This window comes from Pseudaminobacter soli (ex Zhang et al. 2022), from assembly GCF_014595955.1.
GTDB classification, from domain to species: domain Bacteria; phylum Pseudomonadota; class Alphaproteobacteria; order Rhizobiales; family Rhizobiaceae; genus Kumtagia; species Kumtagia pseudosoli.
Genome location: NZ_JABVCF010000002.1, coordinates 354,832 through 373,687, shown reverse-complemented (window position 1 = coordinate 373,687; position 18,856 = coordinate 354,832). Strand labels below are relative to the sequence as shown.

At 64.0% G+C, this 18,856-nt stretch carries 19 protein-coding genes; 10 read left to right on the top strand and 9 right to left on the bottom strand.

Annotated features, from left to right (window positions below):
- The first annotated feature begins 69 nt into the window (after positions 1 to 69).
- Complete coding sequence (locus HUI96_RS04980) at positions 70 to 921, top strand: YihY/virulence factor BrkB family protein (protein ID WP_188253541.1); 852 nt, start codon at positions 70 to 72, stop codon at positions 919 to 921.
- On the opposite strand, the gene HUI96_RS04975 is transcribed toward HUI96_RS04980, so the two are convergent.
- Positions 888 to 1,799 carry a DMT family transporter gene (locus tag HUI96_RS04975; RefSeq protein ID WP_188253540.1) on the bottom strand — a complete coding sequence of 304 codons (912 nt, stop codon included), beginning with the start codon at positions 1,797 to 1,799 and terminating at the stop codon, positions 888 to 890. The genes HUI96_RS04980 and HUI96_RS04975 overlap by 34 nt on opposite strands.
- Positions 1,800 to 1,941: 142 nt before the next feature.
- Positions 1,942 to 2,826: a tRNA glutamyl-Q(34) synthetase GluQRS gene (gene gluQRS, locus HUI96_RS04970; protein WP_188253539.1), complete on the bottom strand. Its 885-nt coding sequence runs from the start codon at positions 2,824 to 2,826 to the stop codon at positions 1,942 to 1,944.
- 73 nt (positions 2,827 to 2,899) lie between these two features.
- Between gluQRS and HUI96_RS04965 the strand changes: the two genes are divergently transcribed.
- Together HUI96_RS04965 and HUI96_RS04960 are read left to right on the top strand one after the other, a co-directional pair.
- The gene (locus tag HUI96_RS04965; protein ID WP_188253538.1) at positions 2,900 to 3,559 is read left to right on the top strand and encodes a DNA-3-methyladenine glycosylase family protein; all 660 of its coding nucleotides are present in this window, start codon (positions 2,900 to 2,902) and stop codon (positions 3,557 to 3,559) included.
- A 111-nt stretch (positions 3,560 to 3,670) separates the two neighbouring features.
- Positions 3,671 to 4,228: an HNH endonuclease gene (locus HUI96_RS04960; RefSeq protein WP_188253537.1), complete on the top strand. Its 558-nt coding sequence runs from the start codon at positions 3,671 to 3,673 to the stop codon at positions 4,226 to 4,228.
- A 91-nt stretch (positions 4,229 to 4,319) separates the two neighbouring features.
- On the opposite strand, the gene HUI96_RS04955 is transcribed toward HUI96_RS04960, so the two are convergent.
- A complete protein-coding gene (locus HUI96_RS04955) occupies positions 4,320 to 5,543 on the bottom strand; it encodes an argininosuccinate synthase (protein ID WP_188253536.1) in 1,224 nt (407 codons plus the stop codon).
- 272 nt (positions 5,544 to 5,815) lie between these two features.
- Here HUI96_RS04955 and HUI96_RS04950 point away from each other — a divergent pair, with 272 nt between their 5' ends.
- A complete protein-coding gene (locus HUI96_RS04950) occupies positions 5,816 to 7,141 on the top strand; it encodes an MFS transporter (protein ID WP_188253535.1) in 1,326 nt (441 codons plus the stop codon).
- A gap of 148 nt (positions 7,142 to 7,289) precedes the next feature.
- Positions 7,290 to 8,141, top strand: coding sequence for a hypothetical protein (locus tag HUI96_RS04945; protein ID WP_188253534.1), 852 nt, complete (start codon positions 7,290 to 7,292; stop codon positions 8,139 to 8,141).
- 4 nt (positions 8,142 to 8,145) lie between these two features.
- Here the strand turns inward: HUI96_RS04945 and HUI96_RS04940 are convergent, their stop codons facing one another.
- The 4 genes from HUI96_RS04940 to HUI96_RS04925 all read right to left on the bottom strand — a co-directional run bounded on the left by HUI96_RS04940 (position 8,146) and on the right by HUI96_RS04925 (position 11,607).
- Entirely contained in the window at positions 8,146 to 8,313 is a 168-nt protein-coding gene (locus HUI96_RS04940; protein ID WP_188253533.1) for a hypothetical protein, read from the bottom strand.
- Between the two features lie 39 nt (positions 8,314 to 8,352).
- Positions 8,353 to 9,774: a TRAP transporter large permease gene (locus HUI96_RS04935; protein ID WP_188253532.1), complete on the bottom strand. Its 1,422-nt coding sequence runs from the start codon at positions 9,772 to 9,774 to the stop codon at positions 8,353 to 8,355.
- Positions 9,774 to 10,412 (bottom strand): TRAP transporter small permease subunit, encoded by a 639-nt coding sequence (locus HUI96_RS04930; protein ID WP_188253531.1) that lies wholly within the window; start codon positions 10,410 to 10,412, stop codon positions 9,774 to 9,776. The genes HUI96_RS04935 and HUI96_RS04930 overlap by 1 nt, the downstream gene beginning before the upstream one ends.
- A gap of 67 nt (positions 10,413 to 10,479) precedes the next feature.
- Positions 10,480 to 11,607 carry a TRAP transporter substrate-binding protein gene (locus HUI96_RS04925; RefSeq protein WP_188253530.1) on the bottom strand — a complete coding sequence of 376 codons (1,128 nt, stop codon included), beginning with the start codon at positions 11,605 to 11,607 and terminating at the stop codon, positions 10,480 to 10,482.
- A gap of 187 nt (positions 11,608 to 11,794) precedes the next feature.
- Between HUI96_RS04925 and HUI96_RS04920 the strand changes: the two genes are divergently transcribed.
- Positions 11,795 to 12,436 carry a LysE family translocator gene (locus HUI96_RS04920; RefSeq protein WP_188253529.1) on the top strand — a complete coding sequence of 214 codons (642 nt, stop codon included), beginning with the start codon at positions 11,795 to 11,797 and terminating at the stop codon, positions 12,434 to 12,436.
- A 28-nt stretch (positions 12,437 to 12,464) separates the two neighbouring features.
- Here HUI96_RS04920 and thpR read toward each other — a convergent pair whose 3' ends face one another.
- Together thpR and HUI96_RS04910 are read right to left on the bottom strand one after the other, a co-directional pair.
- Positions 12,465 to 13,058: an RNA 2',3'-cyclic phosphodiesterase gene (gene thpR, locus HUI96_RS04915; protein WP_188253528.1), complete on the bottom strand. Its 594-nt coding sequence runs from the start codon at positions 13,056 to 13,058 to the stop codon at positions 12,465 to 12,467.
- Between the two features lie 128 nt (positions 13,059 to 13,186).
- Positions 13,187 to 13,816: an arylesterase gene (locus HUI96_RS04910; protein WP_188253527.1), complete on the bottom strand. Its 630-nt coding sequence runs from the start codon at positions 13,814 to 13,816 to the stop codon at positions 13,187 to 13,189.
- Positions 13,817 to 13,878: 62 nt separating this feature from the next.
- Between HUI96_RS04910 and HUI96_RS04905 the strand changes: the two genes are divergently transcribed.
- The 4 genes from HUI96_RS04905 to HUI96_RS04890 all read left to right on the top strand — a co-directional run bounded on the left by HUI96_RS04905 (position 13,879) and on the right by HUI96_RS04890 (position 18,845).
- Positions 13,879 to 14,580, top strand: a complete 702-nt coding sequence (locus tag HUI96_RS04905; protein WP_188253526.1) for an ATP-binding cassette domain-containing protein — start codon at positions 13,879 to 13,881, stop codon at positions 14,578 to 14,580.
- Positions 14,581 to 14,635: 55 nt separating this feature from the next.
- Positions 14,636 to 17,179 carry an ABC transporter permease gene (locus HUI96_RS04900; protein ID WP_188253525.1) on the top strand — a complete coding sequence of 848 codons (2,544 nt, stop codon included), beginning with the start codon at positions 14,636 to 14,638 and terminating at the stop codon, positions 17,177 to 17,179.
- Positions 17,180 to 17,394: 215 nt separating this feature from the next.
- Positions 17,395 to 18,171 carry a Bax inhibitor-1/YccA family protein gene (locus tag HUI96_RS04895; RefSeq protein ID WP_188253524.1) on the top strand — a complete coding sequence of 259 codons (777 nt, stop codon included), beginning with the start codon at positions 17,395 to 17,397 and terminating at the stop codon, positions 18,169 to 18,171.
- Positions 18,172 to 18,275: 104 nt separating this feature from the next.
- The gene (locus HUI96_RS04890) at positions 18,276 to 18,845 is read left to right on the top strand and encodes a GNAT family N-acetyltransferase (RefSeq protein WP_188253523.1); all 570 of its coding nucleotides are present in this window, start codon (positions 18,276 to 18,278) and stop codon (positions 18,843 to 18,845) included.
- Positions 18,846 to 18,856: the final 11 nt, after the last annotated feature.

The following is an 18,856-nucleotide window of genomic DNA, read 5'->3' as shown; positions in this document are numbered from 1 at the left end:
TGGGTTGCCAATTTGAACGACCCCTTCCCATATTCCGCCGCGGGACACAATCGACGGAGATCCGTGGGGATGCGGAAGATCGTGGCCGTTCGTCGGGTGCTGGCGGACATGCTTGGACACTTCTACGACGATGACGGCTGGTCGATGGCGAGCCATCTGGCCATCACGGCGTTGATGGCCCTGTTTCCCTTCCTGATCTTCGCCACCACCCTGGCGAGCTTTTTCGGGGCACAAGCCTTCGCCGATACGGCCGTGCATCTGGTGTTCGACACATGGCCGGACGAGATCGCCGACCCGATCGCGCGCGAGGTGGTCAACGTGCTTACCGTGCAGCGCACGGACCTTCTTACCTATGGCGTGCTGCTCGCCGGTTTCTTCGCCTCGAACGGCATCGAGGCGCTGCGCACCTCGCTCAACCGCGCCTATCGCGTGACCGAGACGCGCTCGTTCCTCTACCGACGCATCCAGAGCATCGCCTTCGTGCTGATCGCCACGATCGGCTTCGTGGCCATCAGCGTGCTGCTGGTTCTGGCGCCGCTGATCGGCCGTTTCGCGGTGGCCCAGGCGGAATGGCTCGCGCCCTATATGGGAACCATCACGCTGTGGCGCATCGTGATCGCGTCTGCGGTGATTGTTCTCGGCCTGATCGCCGTCCACATGTGGCTGCCGGCCGGGCGTCGGCGCTTCGTGCAGATCGTGCCCGGGATCATCTTCACGCTGATAGGCTGGCTGATCGGCTCGACCGTATTTGCCACGTATCTCGACCACTTCTCGTCATATGTGACCACCTATGCGGGTCTGGCCTCGATCATGATCGCGGTGGTCTTCCTCTATATCATCTCGGCGATCTTCATCCTGGGCGGCGAGCTCAACGCCTCGATCCGCCGCTATCTCGAGGCCCGTGCTCGCGTCGGCTCCTGAGCGGTGGCAAGCGCAACGCCGAAGGTCGCAACCGCCATTCCGGCCACCTGCACCGGCGTAAGGCTCTCGCCGAACAGCACCCAGGCGATCACCGCCGTTACCGGGGGAACGAGGTAGAAAAGCGAGGAGACCTTCGCCATCGCGCCGTCGCGGATCATGATCATCAACAAGAAGATCGCACCGATCGACAGCACGAGAACCAGCCAGGCCATGGCGAAGACGAGTTCGCCGGTCAGCACGAAGGTACGCGTCTCGAATACAAGAGAGGCTGTGAACATCAGGGCGGCCGCGCCGACATATTGCCAAGCCGTGCCCCTGACCAGATCGGCCGATCCGCCGATCTTCTTCTGCAGGATGGTTCCGAGGCTCAAGCCGCCGACGGCGGTCAGCGCCGCGACCAGCATCGGCATGGTCACGGCATCGAGCCCGGCCCCGAGCTTGGGCAGGATCACCATCACCACGCCTGCGAGGCCGGTTATCAGCCCCAGCCATTGGCGGGGGCGGACTTTTTCGCCGAGCAGGGCACCGGCCAGCACGGCGCTGATCAGCGGCTGCAGCCCTCCGATCAGGGCGGCAAGGCCGGCGCCCAGCCCTTCCCGCACGGCCCAGAAGATTCCGCCCAGATAGACACCGTGCATGAGAACCCCCGTCGCGATGGAGGATGCCGCCTCCTTGCGCTTCGTCCCGCGGGCCTTGGCCTCGGCTCGTGCCGGCGCGAGCACGGCGGCGATGCCGGCGAGGATAACCATCGCAAGCCCGAAGCGTACGGCAAGGAAGGTGAACGGTTCGGCCCACGGCATGGCATAACGCGCGCCGATGAAGCCGGTCGACCAGAGCAGAACGAAGAGCAACGGGATGAGCTTGCGAGCGAGTGGCATGCGGGGAGACGTCTCTGTTTATCGCCCGCTCTATTTTCCCGGCCCGTCGGAGGCAAAGGCGAAAAGCTGAATCATTGATTTGGTTGGGGTGAACTTAGGAAGCCATCCTTCGCCAGCAGCGCTCGCGCCCGGCAATGTTCCCTCATCCCTCCTCCAGCCCCGCCATCCGCCGCACCGCCTCCGGCGTCGCGCCTTGTTCCCGCAATGCTGCAATCCCCGTGTCCTGAAAACTCTTCGATAGCTTCCGCCCGTCCGGGCCGAGGATCAGGCGGTGGTGGCGATATCCCGGAGCGGGAAGGTCCAGCAGTTCCTGCAGTACGCGGTGGACGGCGGTCGCCGCATAAAGGTCCATGCCGCGCACCACGTGGGTGACGCCCTGCAAGGCATCATCGAGCACCACCGAGAGATGATAGCTGGTGGGCACGTCCCGGCGCGCCAGGATTACGTCGCCCCAGTCCTGCGGCCTCGCCTCGATGCAGCTCGAGGCGGAAAGATCGGCACCGGAGAGTTCGCTCCATGAAAGCTTCGCACCGACGCGCTCCAGCGCCGCCGCCATGTCCAGCCGCCAGGCGAACGGTATGCCTTCGGCCAGGAGTTCAGCGCGCTTGCGCCCGGAAAGCCGCCTGTCCGAGCCTGGATAGAGCGGCACGCCGTCCGGGTCGCGCGGCCAGTTCTCCCCGGCCGTCTCACGGTCGGCGATGAATGCCCGTACCTCGCCCCGGCTCATGGAGGCCGGATAGACGAGCTCTTCCTTCCTCAGCCGGTTCAGCGCTGCCTCGTACTCGCCAAAGTGGTCCGACTGCCGCCGCACCGGATTCTCCCAGCCGATGCCGAGCCAGGCGAGATCGCGAAAAATTGCCGCTTCGTACTCCGGCGTGCAGCGCGCCGCATCGATGTCTTCGAGCCTGAGCAGCAGCCGCCCGCCCAGGCGCTCGGCGAAATGCTGATCGACGAGCGCCGAATAGGCATGGCCGAGATGCAGGAGACCGTTCGGGCTTGGCGCGAATCGGAAGACGGGGATGTTCATCTGCGCCGGATTTGGGTTGTGCGGTCGTCCTGACGATTGCTACTTTGCCGGCCTTTGCAGAACAAGGGCTCCTATGCAGCGCATCACCGGGATCGAGGACGTGAGGGCCGGGCTCGATGCGCTCTGCGTGGCCGACCCGCGCCTCGGCCGCGTCCGTGACCTGGCGGGAGACGTGCCGCTGCGCCTGACTGAGCCCGGCTTTGCCAGCCTGACCTCGATCATCGTGTCGCAGCAGGTCTCGCGCGCCAGCGCCGACGCGATCATGGGACGGCTCCTAACGCTCATGGACCCGATAACACCCGACGCAGTCATCGCCTCGGACGACGAGCTCTTCCGGGCGGCCGGGTTCTCCCGCCCGAAGCAACGCACCCTGATCGCCGCGGCAGAAGCCGTTCGCGGCGGGCTTGACCTCATCGACCTGTGCGAACTGCCGGCTGAAGAGGCCATCTTGCGGCTCACTGCCGTGCCGGGCATAGGTCCGTGGACCGCCGAGATCTATCTCTTGTTCGCCGCAGGCCATCCGGACGTGTTTCCCGCGCGCGATCTGGCGCTTCAGGTGTCGGTCGGCCACGCGCTGGGGCTGGAAGAGCGGCCGGGCGAGCAAATCGTGGCTGAGATCGCCGAATCATGGGCGCCGTGGCGAGGTGTCGCATCCCGCCTTTTCTGGGCCTATTATCGGCACATCAAAGGGCGCGAAGCCGCGCCGATCACGCAAAATCACAAGAAATCTTGAGATTTTCTGCGCTTCTACAAACGATTCTTGCAGCCTAGCGGCTTCACACGCCTGTCATCTAGGGCTTAGACTATTCGGGCCAGTCATTCCCATGCCAAGGAGGCCCTTCGCTTGACGGTTGCCGTATCTCCGGATGGGCTTCCCGCGCTGGTTTTGAATGCCGATTACCGGCCGCTCAGCTACTATCCCTTGTCCCTCTGGTCCTGGCAGGACGCAATCAAGGCTGTCTTCCTCGACCGCGTGAATATTGTTGCCGAATACGAGCATTCGGTTTCTTCGGTCTCCTTCTCGATGAGGGTGCCGAGCGTCGTCAGTCTGAAGAGCTACATCAAGCCGTCCAGGCATCCTGCCTTCACGCGCTTCAACGTCTTCCTGCGCGACAGATTCCAGTGCCAGTATTGCGGCAAGAACGAGGACCTGACCTTCGACCATGTCATCCCGCGCCGCTGCGGCGGCGCCACGACCTGGGAGAACGTGGTCGCCGCGTGCTCGCCCTGCAATCTGAGGAAGGGCGGCCATCTTCCGGCGCAGGCCAAGATGTGGCCGATGCAGAGGCCCTATCAGCCGACGGTGCACGATCTTCACAACAACGGCCGGCTGTTCCCGCCCAACTACCTGCACGAAAGCTGGATGGACTATCTCTACTGGGACGTCGAACTGGAGCCGTAAGGGTTCTCTGCAGTTCCGGCCACTCTCGCTACTCCCATTGTCGCGGGCGGACGGAGAGTTATGGGAGCCTCCCTCCCTCGGCGCTGCTATCTCACCCCTTCTTGTTCCGCGCCGCGAGCGTCCTCAGCCGGAGCGCGTTGAGGCGGATGAAGCCGGCGGCGTCCTTCTGGTCATAGGCGCCGCGATCGTCCTCGAAGGTCACCAGCGCATCCGAATAGAGCGACTTGTCGGAGCGGCGGCCGGTGACGATGACGTTGCCCTTGTAAAGCTTCAGCCGCACCTCGCCCTCGACCTCCTCCTGGCTCTTGTCGATCAGCGCCTGCAGCATCTCCCGCTCCGGCGCATACCAGAAGCCGTTGTAGATCAGTTCGGCATAGCGCGGCATGATCTCGTCCTTGAGGTGCGCGGCGCCGCGGTCAAGTGTGATCGATTCGATCGCCCGGTGGGCGGCGAGCAGGATCGTGCCGCCCGGCGTCTCGTAGACGCCGCGTGACTTCATGCCGACAAAACGGTTCTCGACCAGGTCGAGGCGGCCGATGCCGTTGTCGCGGCCGAGATCGTTGAGGCGCGAGAACAGCGTCGCCGGCGAAAGCCTCTCGCCGTTGAGTGCGATCGCATCGCCCTTGGCGAACTCGATCGTGATCTCGGTCACCTGGTCCGGCGCGTCCATCGGCGAGACGCTGCGCTGGTGCACATATTCCGGCGGCTCCTGCCACGGATCCTCGAGCACCTTGCCCTCCGAGGAGGAGTGCAGGAGGTTGGCGTCGACCGAGAACGGAGCCTCGCCCTGCTTGTCCTTGGCGATCGGGATCTGGTGGTCGCGCGCGAAATTGAGGAGGTCCGTGCGCGATTTGAACGACCAGTCGCGCCAGGGCGCGATCACCTTGATATCGGGGTTCAACGCATAGGCAGAGAGTTCGAAACGCACCTGGTCGTTGCCCTTGCCGGTCGCGCCATGAGCGACGGCGTCGGCGCCGGTCTCACGCGCGATCTCGACGAGATGCTTCGAGATCAGCGGTCGCGCGATCGAGGTGCCGAGGAGGTAGAGGCCCTCATAGACGGCGTTGGCGCGGAACATCGGGAAGACGAAGTCGGAGACGAACTCCTCGCGCACGTCGCGGATGTAGATTTCCTTGATGCCGAGCATCTCGGCCTTCTTGCGCGCCGGCTCCAACTCGCCGCCCTGGCCGAGGTCGGCGGTGAAGGTGACGACCTCCGCGCCGAGCTCCGTCTGCAGCCACTTCAGGATGATCGACGTGTCGAGGCCACCGGAATAGGCGAGCACGACCTTCTTGACGTCTTTCCACTTCGACATGACTTCCCCGGCATACGCTTTTCGGCCCCTTGGCCGATCCGGCGGCACTAATATCAGGAATGCCTTGCCGGGCAAGGCGGCGGAGTGGCGCCTTAGCTTGAAATCTGCGGCTGGGTATTGGCAGTCGCTTGACCGCGGTTCGGCACCAGGTGGCCGAGACTGTCGTCTGCCTTGGATGAGTCGCCGCCATTGGCCAGCTTGAGCAAGTATCAAGATCTAAGTATATTTTGCACCGGTCTGCGCAGTCGGCACGACGATGCGTGGAGGCGGTTATGGTAGCCATCGATCTTGGCGCCGTGATGCTGTCCGAGCAGGAACACGGCAGGCAGCTTCGGCGCGCCGTGATAGCGAGCACGGTCGGCACCGCGATCGAATGGTATGATTTCTTCCTTTACAGCACGGTGACCGGCCTCGTGTTCGCGCGGCTGTTCTTCCCGCACTCGGATCCGCTCGTCGGCACGCTCGAGGCGTTCGCCATCTATGCTGTCGGCTTTCTCGCCCGCCCCATCGGCGCAGCGATTTTCGGCCACTATGGCGACCGCATCGGCCGAAAATCCACGCTCATCGCCACGCTGATGACGATGGGCATCGCGACGTTCCTCGTTGGGCTCGTCCCGACCTACGAAAGCATCGGCATCTGGGGCGCGATCATCCTGACGGCGCTGCGCTTCATTCAGGGCATCGGCGTGGGCGGCGAATGGGGCGGTTCCGTACTGCTTTCGATGGAATGGGCGCGGACCTCCGGCCATCGCGGTTTCATCGCATCCTGGCCGCAGTTTGGCGTACCGTGCGGCCTCTTCCTCGCCAATCTCGCGGTCCTCGTGTTCAGTTGGCTGTCTGGCGATCAGTTCCTGACATGGGGCTGGCGTGTTCCGTTTCTGCTGAGCCTCCTGCTCGTCGTCCTCGGCCTCTGGATCAGGCTTGGCATCATGGAGACGCCGATATTCCAAAGGCTCGTCGCTGAAAACAAAGTCGAGCGGGCACCGATGCTGGAGGTCGTGCGCCGCCAACCAAAAGAGATTCTGCTCTGCGCGCTTTTGCGTATGGCGGAGCAGGCGCCTTTCTACATCTTCACGGCCTTCATATTCGCGTATGGAGTTGGAACGCTGAAGGTCTCGCGCGACTTTCTTCTCGTTGCCGTGCTGGCGGCGGCGATCGTTTCCTTCGTTTCGATCCCGCTGTTCGGTCACATCTCCGATCGGATCGGACGCAAGCGCATGTACATGATCGGCGCGACGGCTATCGGCGTCTACGGCTTCATCTATTTCGGGCTGCTGAATACGGGCTCCGCGGCGCTGATCTTCCTCGCCATCGTGATCTCGCTGATACCCCACGACATGATGTATGGACCGCAAGCTGCGCTGATCGCGGAAGCCTTCACCGGTCGGCTGCGCTACAGCGGTGCGTCGCTCGGCTATCAGCTCGCGTCCGTCATTGCCGGCGGCCCTGCTCCTCTCATCGCCGCATGGCTGTTCAGCACGTTTGGGACGGCCTACGCGGTCGCGTTCTACATCCTCGCCTGCTCGGTGCTCAGTCTGATCGCGACAGCGCTGATGACGGACTACACCGGCAGGGATATCGAGCGCGAATACGAATAGGGCCACGACTAAGCCCTGCCTGCCCCATTCAATACACTTTTAATCAATCGCCCCGAAACTCCGGGCTATGATCCCGAATACGCTCCTGAACTGGAGGCGGCGAGCCCTGCTCCGCCTCCCCATGGCCGCGCTTGCGGCGGCAATCGCGATGCCTGCCTTCGCCTCTGACCGATGGGAAGAGGCCGGCAGCGGCGCGGTCGCCATCCTGCCGGTCCCCTTGAAGTCAAACGGAATCAACGGCGGCTCCCTTGTCTGCGCCGAGCAGCGCTGGACGATGCGGCTGAGGACCGACAAGCGGGAGGCGTTCGCGCCCAACCTGCCGTCCAAGGTCACCATCGACGGCAGGGCCCGGGAGATCGAGGCCGAGCAGACGGCCACTTCCATCTCGATCCCGATCACCTTCGAGTTCGTGCGGGCGATAAAGGCGGGCGCACGCCTGCAGGTTTCTGTCGGCTCCGGCGCGGATGGGCTCTCGGCTGCCTTCGCGTTGCGCAACTCGCAGCGGGTGATCGACGCAGTCGCGCCGCGCTGCAGCCCAATCGACATGTCGCCCTACGTCAATGTGGCATTGGCCCAGGCCGGGCCGCCGGCTGACCAGGCGAACAAGCTCCTCGCCAAGGAGGTCGAACTGTTCCGTACCGCCACCACCGCAACGCCAGTACTCTCGGCCGCGATCGTGGAACGCGGCGGCGGACACCAGATGCTGTTCGCCTCGCTCTGCGGCTCGGCATGGTACTACGGGCGTAGCGGCTGCACGCTATTCGGCTACGCGCGCACGGCCACGGACACGCCCTGGCGCGAAATCTATCACAGCGAAGGCATGTCGCTCTATCTCGACCCGAACGCCTCCAGTGACAACTGGCCCGAACTCGTCACTGTCCCGTCGACGGGAGAAACCGAGCAGATGCACTGGGCCTTCGACAGGGAGCGCTATGCGCTGCGCGACGAGCAGATCGCAAAGGAGATGACGGAGCCGCTGAGGGGAACGATGACCCCCTGACAGTTCAGCGGCGCCTGGCGAACATCTGCGACCAGATATCGTAGCCTGCCAGCGCTGCGCCTATGGCGGCGGCGACCGCGAGGTCGATCCGCCCCACCTTCATGACCACGATGCCGATGAAGCCCAGGAAGGCGGCGTACGCCAGCAGCGCGAATATCCTGTCCAGCATCATCGCAAGTGCTCCCGGACCGTCGTGTCCACGCGCATTGAATCAGCCTCCGTAGATCATATTCGGCAGCCCATAGACGATTTGCGGGAAGGTGTAGAGGATCACCATGCACAGGATGACGATCAGCATATAGGGCATCATGCCGTAGAAGATGTCCGGCAGTTGAACGCCCGGCGGAGCAATGCCCTTGAGATAGTAGGCCGACATCGCCATGGGCGGCGACAGGAATGCGGTCTGCAGATTGACCGCCACCAGGACGCCGAAGAAGAGCGGGTCGATCTCGAAGTGCGCCAGCAGCGGCAGGAAGATCGGGATGAAGATGACGATGATCTCGGTCCACTCCAGCGGCCAGCCGAGTATGAAGATGATCAACTGCGCAACGATCAGGAACATCAGCGGCGACATGTTGAGCCCGGTCACGAAGTCGCCGACCAGTTGCTGCCCGCCGAGATAGGCGAAGACCGAGGCGAAGGTGGCCGAACCCACGAACAGCCAGCACACCATGGCGGTGGTGCGCGCCGTCAAATAGGTCGATTCCTTGAGCCGCTGCCAGGTGAGCGCACGGTAGGCGGCTGCAAGCAGCACGCCTCCCAAAGCGCCGATTGCCGCCGCCTCGGACGGCGTCGCGAAGCCGAAGAGGATGGCCCCCAGCACCGCGAGGATGAGTAAGGCGAGCGGCAGGAACGACGTCACCATCATCCAGGTGATCTCGAGGAAGGAATGGTCCCCGACCTCCTCCTTGGAGGGCTTCGGCGCGAGATTCGGATTGAGGACGGCGCGCCCGATCACGTAGATGAGGTAGAGTCCGGCAAGCAGCAGTCCGGGCAGCAGCGCCGCGGCATACATGCGGACGACGGAGACGCCGGCGGTGGCGCCGTAGACGATGAGCAGGATCGACGGCGGGATGAGGATGCCCAGCGTGCCGCCTGCACAGATTACGCCCGACGCGTAGCGGACGTCATAGCGCGCCTTGAGCATGGCCGGCAGGGCCAGCAGCCCCATAAGCGTCACCACCGCCCCGACGATGCCCGTCGCCGTGGCGAACAGGGTACAGGTGACGAGCGCCGCGACCGCCATCGACCCCGGCAGGTTGCGGGTCGCGATGAACAGCGTCTTGAACAGGCGGTCGACGATGTTCGACCGCTCTACGATGTATCCCATGAACAGGAACAGCGGGATGGCGGTCAGGACGTCGTTTGAGATGACCGAGAAGGTCTGATTGACGAAAAGGTCGAAGATCCGGTTGTTGAAGAAGCCCCCGACCCATGTTTCGGTGAGCGTCCAGCCATCGGCGCCGTTCTCCACCGCCCGCTCGAAGGCGCGCCACATGCGATGCGGGTCAAAATAGGCGTAGTAGCCGAAGGCGACGCCCAGCGCCATCAGCGTGAACGCGACGGGGAACCCAAGGAAGATCGCGAGGATCAGGACCAGAAGCATCAGGACGGCGATTGCCGGATCGCTCATCACGCGTCTCCATCACGACGCGACCCGACGGATCCGTCGGGAATGTCCACGGCTTCGGATCCGTGCCTCAGCACGTCCAGACTCTTGGTATCCATGAGGACCTTTTCCGTTTCTTCGACGTCCTCGGCAGCCCGTACCCATTGGCCCGTCTTGAGGCAGATGAGGCAGCGGAAGACCTGGGCGATGCCCTGCAGGAACAGAAGTACACCGGCCACCACGATCACGGTCTTGAACTGGTAGATCGGGATGCCGGCCGGGCTGTTGATGCTGACTTCCTGCTGCGCCCAGCTTCGAGCGGCATACTTCCAGCCGGCAAGCACCAGCGCGATAATGCCGGGGAAGAAGAACAGGAAATAGAGGACGAGTTCGACCGCGGCCTGCGTCCGCGAAGACCAGAGTCGGTAGATGAAGTCCCCGCGCACATGGCCGTCGCGCGACAGGGTGTAGGCACCGGCCATCATGAACAGCGTACCGTAGAGCATGTAGCTGATGTCGAACGCCCAGGGGGTGGGCGCCCTGAAGAAGTAGCGGACCAGGACCTCGTAGCTGACGGCCAAGGTCATCAGCACGATGCTCCAGGAGAAGACCTTTCCGAACCAGGCGGACAGGCCGTCGGCAAACATGATGTAGCGGTGCATGGAGGCTCGCGGGTTGGGAAGCCGGACCGGCGAACGATTCGCCGGGTCCGGACCGACGCGGAGGAGGCTAGAGCTTCAGCTTGCCGGGGAAATAGTGGTCGTAGGCAAGCTGCAGGTCAGCTGCGTTCATCAACTCGTAGAAGGTGACGCGCTCGACCCAGGCGCGCTGGCTATCCAGTACCTTTTTGAGGAAGGGATCGGCTTCAAGCGTCGGGATCACCGCGTCCCATGCCTTGAGCTGGACGTCGAGGATCTCCTTCGGCGTGCGATGGACGGTGACGCCGTGTTCGTTCTGCAGTTTCTGCAGGTCGGCTGAGTAGTTGTCCATCGCGGAGGCCGTGTTGGCCGTCGACGCCGCCTCGACGCCGTACTCCACGATCGCCTTCAGGTCGTCGTCGAGATCGTCGTAGACGTCCTTGTTGAAGATGAACTCGAACGTCTCGCTGGCCTGGTGGTAGGACGACAGCATGTAGTGCTTGGAGACGTCCTGCGAGCCGAAGCGCAGGTCCGACGAGGGGTTGTTGAACTCGAAGGCGTCGATGACGCCGCGCTCCATTGCCGGCACGATCTCGCCGCCCGGAAGCTGAGCGACGCTCATCCCCATCTGCTGCATCACGTCCGCGGCCAGGCCGACGGTGCGGTACTTGAAGCCCTGCACGTCCGCTGCCTTCTCGACTGGGTTCTTGAACCAGCCGAAGGGCTGCGCCGGCATTGGGAAGCCGAAGAAGCCGACGACGTTCAGTCCGAGCACGTCCTGAGTGAGCTCGCGATAAAGCTCCTTGCCGCCGCCCTGGTGGAACCATGCGAGCATCGTCGTTGCGCTGCCGCCGAAGACCGGCCCGGTGCCGAACAGCGAGGCGCCCTTGTGCTTGCCGTACCAGTAGGCTGGCACCGTATGGGCGGCGTCGATCACGCCGTCATGCACGCCGTCCATCACCTGGAATGCGCCGACCACCGCGCCCGCCGGCAGAAGCTCGAATTTCAGCCGGCCGCCCGACATCTTTTCGACGCGCTCAATATATTGGCGGGCGAAATCCATCCAGATGTCGGAAGCCGGCCATGAGGACTGCATCTTGATCGTGAGCGGAGTCTGCGCCAGCACAGCCGGAGCGGCAAGAGCAGTTGCCGCCGTTGCTGCGCCACCCACTGCCGATGTCTTCAGGAATCGCCTGCGCGATAGTGAATTACCTGTCATTGGTTCCTCCTCCAATGCCGAAGGGTAGTTCCCTTCTGGCTAGACCAGAATAGAGGTTCAACGACTCGTTGCAAGTCTTCGTATTCACTTACAATGCACTTCCCACACATAAAGCGGGTAGGCATTGCCACGATATTGCAGCCGGCGGGCGCTGCGCGTAGAAGGCGACTACAGTACCGGTTGCGCCATGACCTTCATCCCCGACACCTTCACGATCGCCCAGTTCGCGATCGCCACCTTCATCATCGCAATCACGCCCGGACCGGACATGACGCTGTTCGTCGGCCGCGCGCTGTCCGAAGGCCGGGCCTCGGGCTTCGCCTGCATGGCCGGCGCGATGACCGGCTGCATCATCCACACGACACTTGTGGCGCTGGGACTGTCGGCGCTGATCGTCGCTTCGCCGGAGGCCTTCCTTGCGCTCAAGATCGGCGGCGCCGGCTATCTGCTGTGGCTCGCCTGGCAGGCGGTCACGAAGGGCTCGGCCTTTTCGCCCGATACCAGTCAGCGGGCCCGCCGGCCGCTGGTCAAAAGCTGGGCGACCGGGATCGGCATCAACCTGCTCAACCCGAAGATCATCCTGTTCTTCATGACCTTCTTGCCGCAGTTCGTATCGGCAAGCGACCCGCACGGGCCGGGCAAGCTGTTCTTCCTCGGGCTGCTGTTCATCCCGCTTTCGCTGCCGGTGACCGTGCCGATGGTGATCGCGGCCGACAGTTTTGCCGGGCTTCTGCGCAAGAGCCCGAAGGTGACGCGCGTCGTCGACTACCTGTTCGCCGGGGTGTTTTCCGCCTTCGCACTGAAGATCTTGACGGCCAACGCGAAGTAGATTCCCCAAGGGCCAGGTTCCGCCAAACTCAACGCCACATATTGGCGAAGCCGGAATATTCCGGCAGCGATCCGCCGCGGGCGTCGCCACCGACAAGCGGCCACGCTTCCTCGATGACATAGGGCCCACCGCCGACGGAGTCTCGCGACGACATCAGCACGAAGCGCGAAACCTTGAACGGCGCGGCCTCGAAATTTCCCCGCGCGGAAAGATATTTCGCGACCTCGGCCGGGCTGGAGTTGCGTAGCCGCGCCAGCGTCACATGCGGCGTGAACTTGCGTTGATCCGCCGGCACGCCGGCCCTCTGGCAGATGCGTTCGATCTCGGCCTGCAAGGCAGAAAGATCAGGAGACTGGGCAACCCCGGCCCAGACCGAGTGAGGCTTCTTCGATCCGAATGCGCCTACCCCGGCAAGTTGCAGTTCGAAGCCGGGCCGCCTGACTCGGTCGAGTGCGTTGGCGATCTCGTCGGCCACATAGCCCTCGACGTCGCCGATGAAGCGCAAGGTGATGTGGTAGTTCTCGACGTCGACCCACCGGGCGCCCGGCAAGCCGCCCCGCAGGAGCGAAAGCGACAGCGCCGCATCGCGGGGAATTTCGAGGGCGGTGAAAAGACGTGGCATGAAAGCCTCCCTTCCTCGAATCGAACTCGCCTTATGGGACACGGGACCATCGATCCCGCCCCTGGGCAAGCTGTTTGTATGCAACACAATTCTAAATTGCTGACGATCCGTACTCTTCCGCGCCCCCCTTAAGAGGCGCCCTGCTCCCTCAGCATCGCTTCCATGGTCGGCAGGAAGCTCTCCACCATTCGATCCACGCCTGCCGCATTGGGATGCATTCCGTCCTCCAGCAGAAACTTCCGGTCCCCTGCGACCCCATCGAGAAAGAAGGGGTGGAATGCGAGGCCGTATTGCTTGGCCAGTTCCGGATATATGGCGTTGAATTTGGCTTGGTAGTCGGGGCCGAGATTCGGCGCAGCGAGCATCCCGGCAAGCAGAACCGCGATTCCGCGTTCCTTCAGACGCTTGATCATCGCCTCGAGATTCTTCCGCGTGACCTCGGGGCCTACTCCGCGCAGCATGTCGTTGGCGCCGAGTTCGAGGATCACGATGTCCGTTCCGTCGGGTACCGACCAGTCCAGGCGCGAAAGGCCGCCGCTGGTCGTATCCCCGGAAACGCCGGCATTGGTGATCACGACATCGTGACCCCTCTCCTTAAGCGCCGCCTGCAGCTTTTCAGGAAAACTCTGTCCGGTATCGAGGCCGAAGCCGGCCATCAGACTGTCGCCGAAGCCGACGATCGTGCGCGGCTCAGCCGAGGCGGCGCCGAACGGGATCACGAGCGCCAGCACGAAGAACAGCAACCGTTTGAAAGACATCCGCTGACCCCCATATGACCGAAACATTCCTGCCCCTCTTGCCCTCCATATAGGACCGATCCGTGAGCACAGAAGCCGTCATCGAACTTCGCGAGGTGTCGCTGACGCTGGGCGAGGGAGCATCGTCGGTTCACGTGCTGAAAAAGATCAGCCTCGATATCGCGGCGGGCGAGACTGCGGGCATCGTCGGGCCGTCCGGTTCCGGCAAGTCGACCCTGCTGATGGTGCTGGCCGGGCTGGAAGGCGTCGATTCCGGCACGGTGAGGATAGCGGGGCAGTTGCTCAACGGCAGGAGCGAGGACGAGATCGCGGCCTTTCGCGGCCGAACCATCGGAATCGTGTTCCAGTCGTTCCACCTCATCCCTAACATGACGGCGCTGGAAAACGTCGCCGTACCCCTGGAACTCGCCGGCCGGCCGAAACCGTTCGAGCTGGCGCGACGCGAACTGGAGATGGTCGGGCTCGCAGAGCGGCTCAACCACTACCCGGGCCAGTTGTCCGGCGGCGAGCAGCAGCGCGTCGCGATCGCCCGGGCGCTGGCGCCGGAGCCTCGCATCCTGATCGCCGACGAGCCGACCGGCAATCTCGACCAGGCGACCGGCCGGCACATCGCCGACCTTCTGTTCTCCAGCGCCGCCGAGCGCGGCACGACGCTGGTCCTTGTGACGCACGATCCCTCGCTCGCCGCCCGCTGTTCGCGCCAGATCGCCATGCGCTCGGGGCGGATCGAGGCGGGCGCGCGACCTCATGCGGTCGTGGCATGATGGCTCGCATTGTGCAGTTGCGAGTAAGCCGCGCTTCTTCGGGAAGCGGCGCACCATGCTGAAAAACCTCCCCCTCGCCCTCCGCTTCGCGCTGCGCGAGATGCGCGGCGGCCTCTCGGGCTTTCTCATCTTCCTGACCTGCATCGCGCTCGGGGTCGCCGCGATCGGCGGCGTCAACTCGGTGGCGCGCTCGATCTCGGCGGGCGTTGCCTCCCAGGGACAGGCGCTGCTCGGCGGCGACATGCGCTTCGAGCTCAACCAGCGAGAGGCGACGCCGCAGGAGCAGCAATTCCTTCAAGGCTTGGGCGATCTCGCCGAAAGCGCCGACATGCGCTCTATGGCCCGCCTGGAAGACGGCTCCGACCAGGCGCTCGTCGAGGTGAAGGCGGTCGACGGCGCCTATCCGCTCTATGGCGAGCTAGAGACGGAGCCGGTGCTGCCGCAGCAGGACCTGTTCGGCAACCGGAACGGCGTGTGGGGTGCTGCCGCCGACGACCTGCTCTTCGAGAGACTCGGCCTCACGCCCGGTTCACGTATCAAGCTGGGCAATCTCACATTCGAGCTTCGGTCAAAGCTCGTGACGGAACCGGATTCCATCTCAGACGGCTTGGCCTTCGCGCCTCGCCTGCTCGTCTCGCTCGAGGGTCTGCGCGCCTCCGGGCTCGTCCAGCCGGGCAGTCTGGTCGAACACGTCTACAAGCTGCGCCTGCCGGCCGGGACGAGCGACGCGCAAATCGCCGAGATCAGGGCGGTGGCGGCCGAGAAATTCCCGCAAGCCGGGTGGAGCATCCGCACCCGCTCGAACGCGGCTCCGGCGCTCTCCGCCAACATCGAGCGCTTCTCGCAATTCCTTACCCTGGTTGGCCTCACGGCCCTGGTCGTGGGAGGCGTGGGCGTCGCCAACGCGGTCAACGCCTATCTCGACGGCAAGCGCGGGGTGATCGCCACCTTCAAATGCCTCGGAGCGCCTGGCGGATTCGTGTTCACGCTTTATCTCGCGCAAATTCTGATCATCGCCTCGATCGGCATCGTGGCGGGACTGGTCCTAGCGGCCTTGATGCCCTTTGGTGCGAGTGCCGCGCTGTCCTCCTACATCCCCGTTCCCACGCAGACCGGGATCTATCCCGGCGCATTGGCGCTCGCAGCCACCTTCGGCGTCCTCGTCACCCTGGTTTTCGCGGTCCTGCCCCTCGGTCGGGCCCGGCAAGTTCCGGCAACCGCACTGTTCCGCGAGATGGGAACCGGCGCGCGCGGACTGCCGAAGACAGGATACGTCGCGCTGGCGCTCGGCATCGCGGCCGTGCTTGCCGGCCTTTCGGTCTGGTTCGCGACGGATCGCCGCATCGCGGCGATCTTCGTCGCCTCCGCCATCTTCGCCTTCATTGTGCTGCATGCCGTCGGCCTCGGGGTGCAGGCTCTGGCGCGCCGCTCGCCGCGCGTCGGCTCAACGGCGCTCAGGCTCGCCATCGGCAACATTCACAGGCCGGGCGCGCTGACGCCATCCGTGATCCTGTCGCTCGGCCTCGGTCTCACGCTGCTGGTGACGCTGGCCTTGATCGACGGCAACCTGCGGCGGCAGATCACCGATTCGCTGCCCGAGCAGGCGCCGAACTTCTTCTTCGTCGACATCCAGCCAACGGAGGTGGACAGCTTTTCGAGCCTTATCGCCGAGACCGCGCCCGAAGGTAAGCTGATACGCGTGCCCATGCTGCGCGGCCGTATCATGGAGCTCAACGGCGTGGAGGTGCAGAAGGTGAAGGTACCGCCCGAGGGCGCCTGGGTTCTGCGCGGCGACCGCGGCATCACCTATGCGCGGAACATTCCGGAGAATGCCACGCTAAGCGCCGGCGAGTGGTGGCCGGCCGACTACAGCGGCGAGCCGCTCGTCTCCTTCTCGGCCGAGGAAGCCGGCCAACTCGGTCTCAACATCGGCGACACCGTGACGGTCAACGTGCTCGGTCGCAACATCACCGCGCGCATCGCCAATTTGCGCGAGGTCCAGTGGGAGTCGCTGGGCATCAATTTCGTCATGGTGTTCTCGCCCAACACCTTCGCCGGCGCGCCGCACTCCTGGCTGGCGACGCTCACCATGCCGGGCGCCACGCTCCAGCAGGAGGCGGCAGTCCTCAATCGCGTGACCCAGACATTTCCGGCCGTGACCAGCGTGCGCGTCAAGGACGCCCTCGACGTGGTCAATCGGCTGGTGGCGCAACTCGGCAGCGCCATCAGGGCGGCGGCAAGCGTCGCCCTGATCGCCTCCGTGCTCGTGCTGTCGGGGGCACTCGCTGCAGGGAATCGCTCGCGCGTCCATGACGCCGTCGTCTTGAAGACCCTCGGCGCCACGCGCAAAACCCTGATCACCGCCTTCTCGCTCGAATACATGCTGATCGGGCTCGCCACAGCGGTTTTTGCGCTTGTCGCTGGAGGCATTGCCGCTTGGTTCGTGGTTGATCGCATCATGAAGCTGCCGTCGGCGTTCTCGCCGACGGTGGCCCTCAGCACGATCGCGATTGCGCTGGTGCTCACGGTCGGCATCGGGCTCGTGGGGACCTGGCGGGTGCTCGGCCACAAGGCCGCGCCGGTGCTGAGGAACCTGTGAGCCGCCTCCAGGCCGTCGCAATGTTCGGGGCCAAGTGCCTGCTTTGTATGAAATTGTAGAAAAAAAACGCGCACGTGTAGGGCGACGAGAGGGCTACGGGTCTTGTCCAAACTCCCGCGGCATATCATATTCTTGTCAGGCATGCTGGAGCCTCGCCAGCGGCGCCTGGGCATGAAAGCCCGACACCCGACGGGGCAGAAGCAATAGAGGAACCTATGGCTGACCTTCGCAACTATCAGGCGCGTGTCGCGGCGGGCTCCCGCGCCGACGCCGCCATCGACGAGGGCCTGCGCGCCTATATGCTCAAGGTTTACAACCTTATGGCGCTCGGTCTCGCTATCACCGGCTTGGCCGCCCTCGGCACGATGATGCTGGCCACCACCAACGATCCGTCGGCGGCGGTCGCCACCCTCGGCAACGGCAAGATGCTGACCTCGCTGGGCGTCGCGCTCTACGGCTCGCCGCTGAAGTGGGTCGTCATGCTCGCCCCGCTCGGCATGGTGTTCTTCCTGAGCGCCCGAGTGCATACGCTCAGCGTCTCGGCCGCCCAGACGTCATTCTGGATCTTCGCCGGCCTGATGGGGCTGTCGCTGTCGTCGATCTTCCTTGTCTACACGGCGCAGAGCATCACCCAGACCTTCTTCATCACCGCCGCCGCCTTCGGCTCGCTGTCGCTGTTCGGCTACACCACCAAGCGCGACCTGACCGGCTGGGGCACGTTCCTGTTCATGGGCGTGATCGGCCTCATCATCGCGATGGTAGTGAACATCTTCCTGGCGTCGCCGGCCCTGCAGTTCGCCATCTCGGCTATCGGCGTGCTGGTGTTCGCAGGCCTCACCGCCTACGACACCCAGAAGATCAAGGAGATGTATTTCGAGGGCGACGAGGTTCTCGTCGCCGGCCGCAAGGCCATCATGGGCGCGCTGACGCTCTATCTCGACTTCATCAACCTGTTCACCTTCCTGCTGTCGTTCCTCGGCAACCGCGAGTAAGCGGAGCTTCCAGGAATTGGACCAACGGGGCGGCCTTTGTGCCGCCCTTCATTTTTGCGAAAATCCCATCTATTAATTAGGCAGTTCCGGAGCTTGCCTAGTTGATGAGCAATGTTGTCGTTCGCCCAGTTGTTTTGACGGATCTCGGCCGGATCACCGAAATCTATGCGGATGCCGTGCTGAGCGGGACGGCCTCCTACGAACTCGAGCCGCCCTCGCTCGCCGAGATGACCGGACGCTTCACGGTGCTGAAGCCGGGCGGATTTCCTTATCTGGTGGCGGAAGCCGAGGGGACGGTCGCTGGCTATGCCTATGCGGGACCGTTCAGGCCACGGCCTGCCTATCGCTTCATCGTTGAGGATTCGATCTACGTCGCACCCGAGGCGCAGGGCCGCGGTATCGGCCGCGTGCTCATGGAGCGACTGATCGAGGATGTTCGCTTGGGCGGCTATCGGCAGATCGTTGCCGTCATTGGCGACGGCTCGCCCGAGAGCGCATCCGTTCGTCTTCATGAGCGCCTGGGGTTCCGGCACAGCGGCGTTCTGGAGGGTTCCGGCTACAAGCACGGGCGCTGGCTGGACACTGTCTTCATGCAGCTTCCACTCAACGGCGGCACCTCGCTGCCGCCCAATCCGGAGTCGGTGCCGGAACGCCGATTCCGCGGTGGCGTTTGATCGTGCTTTAG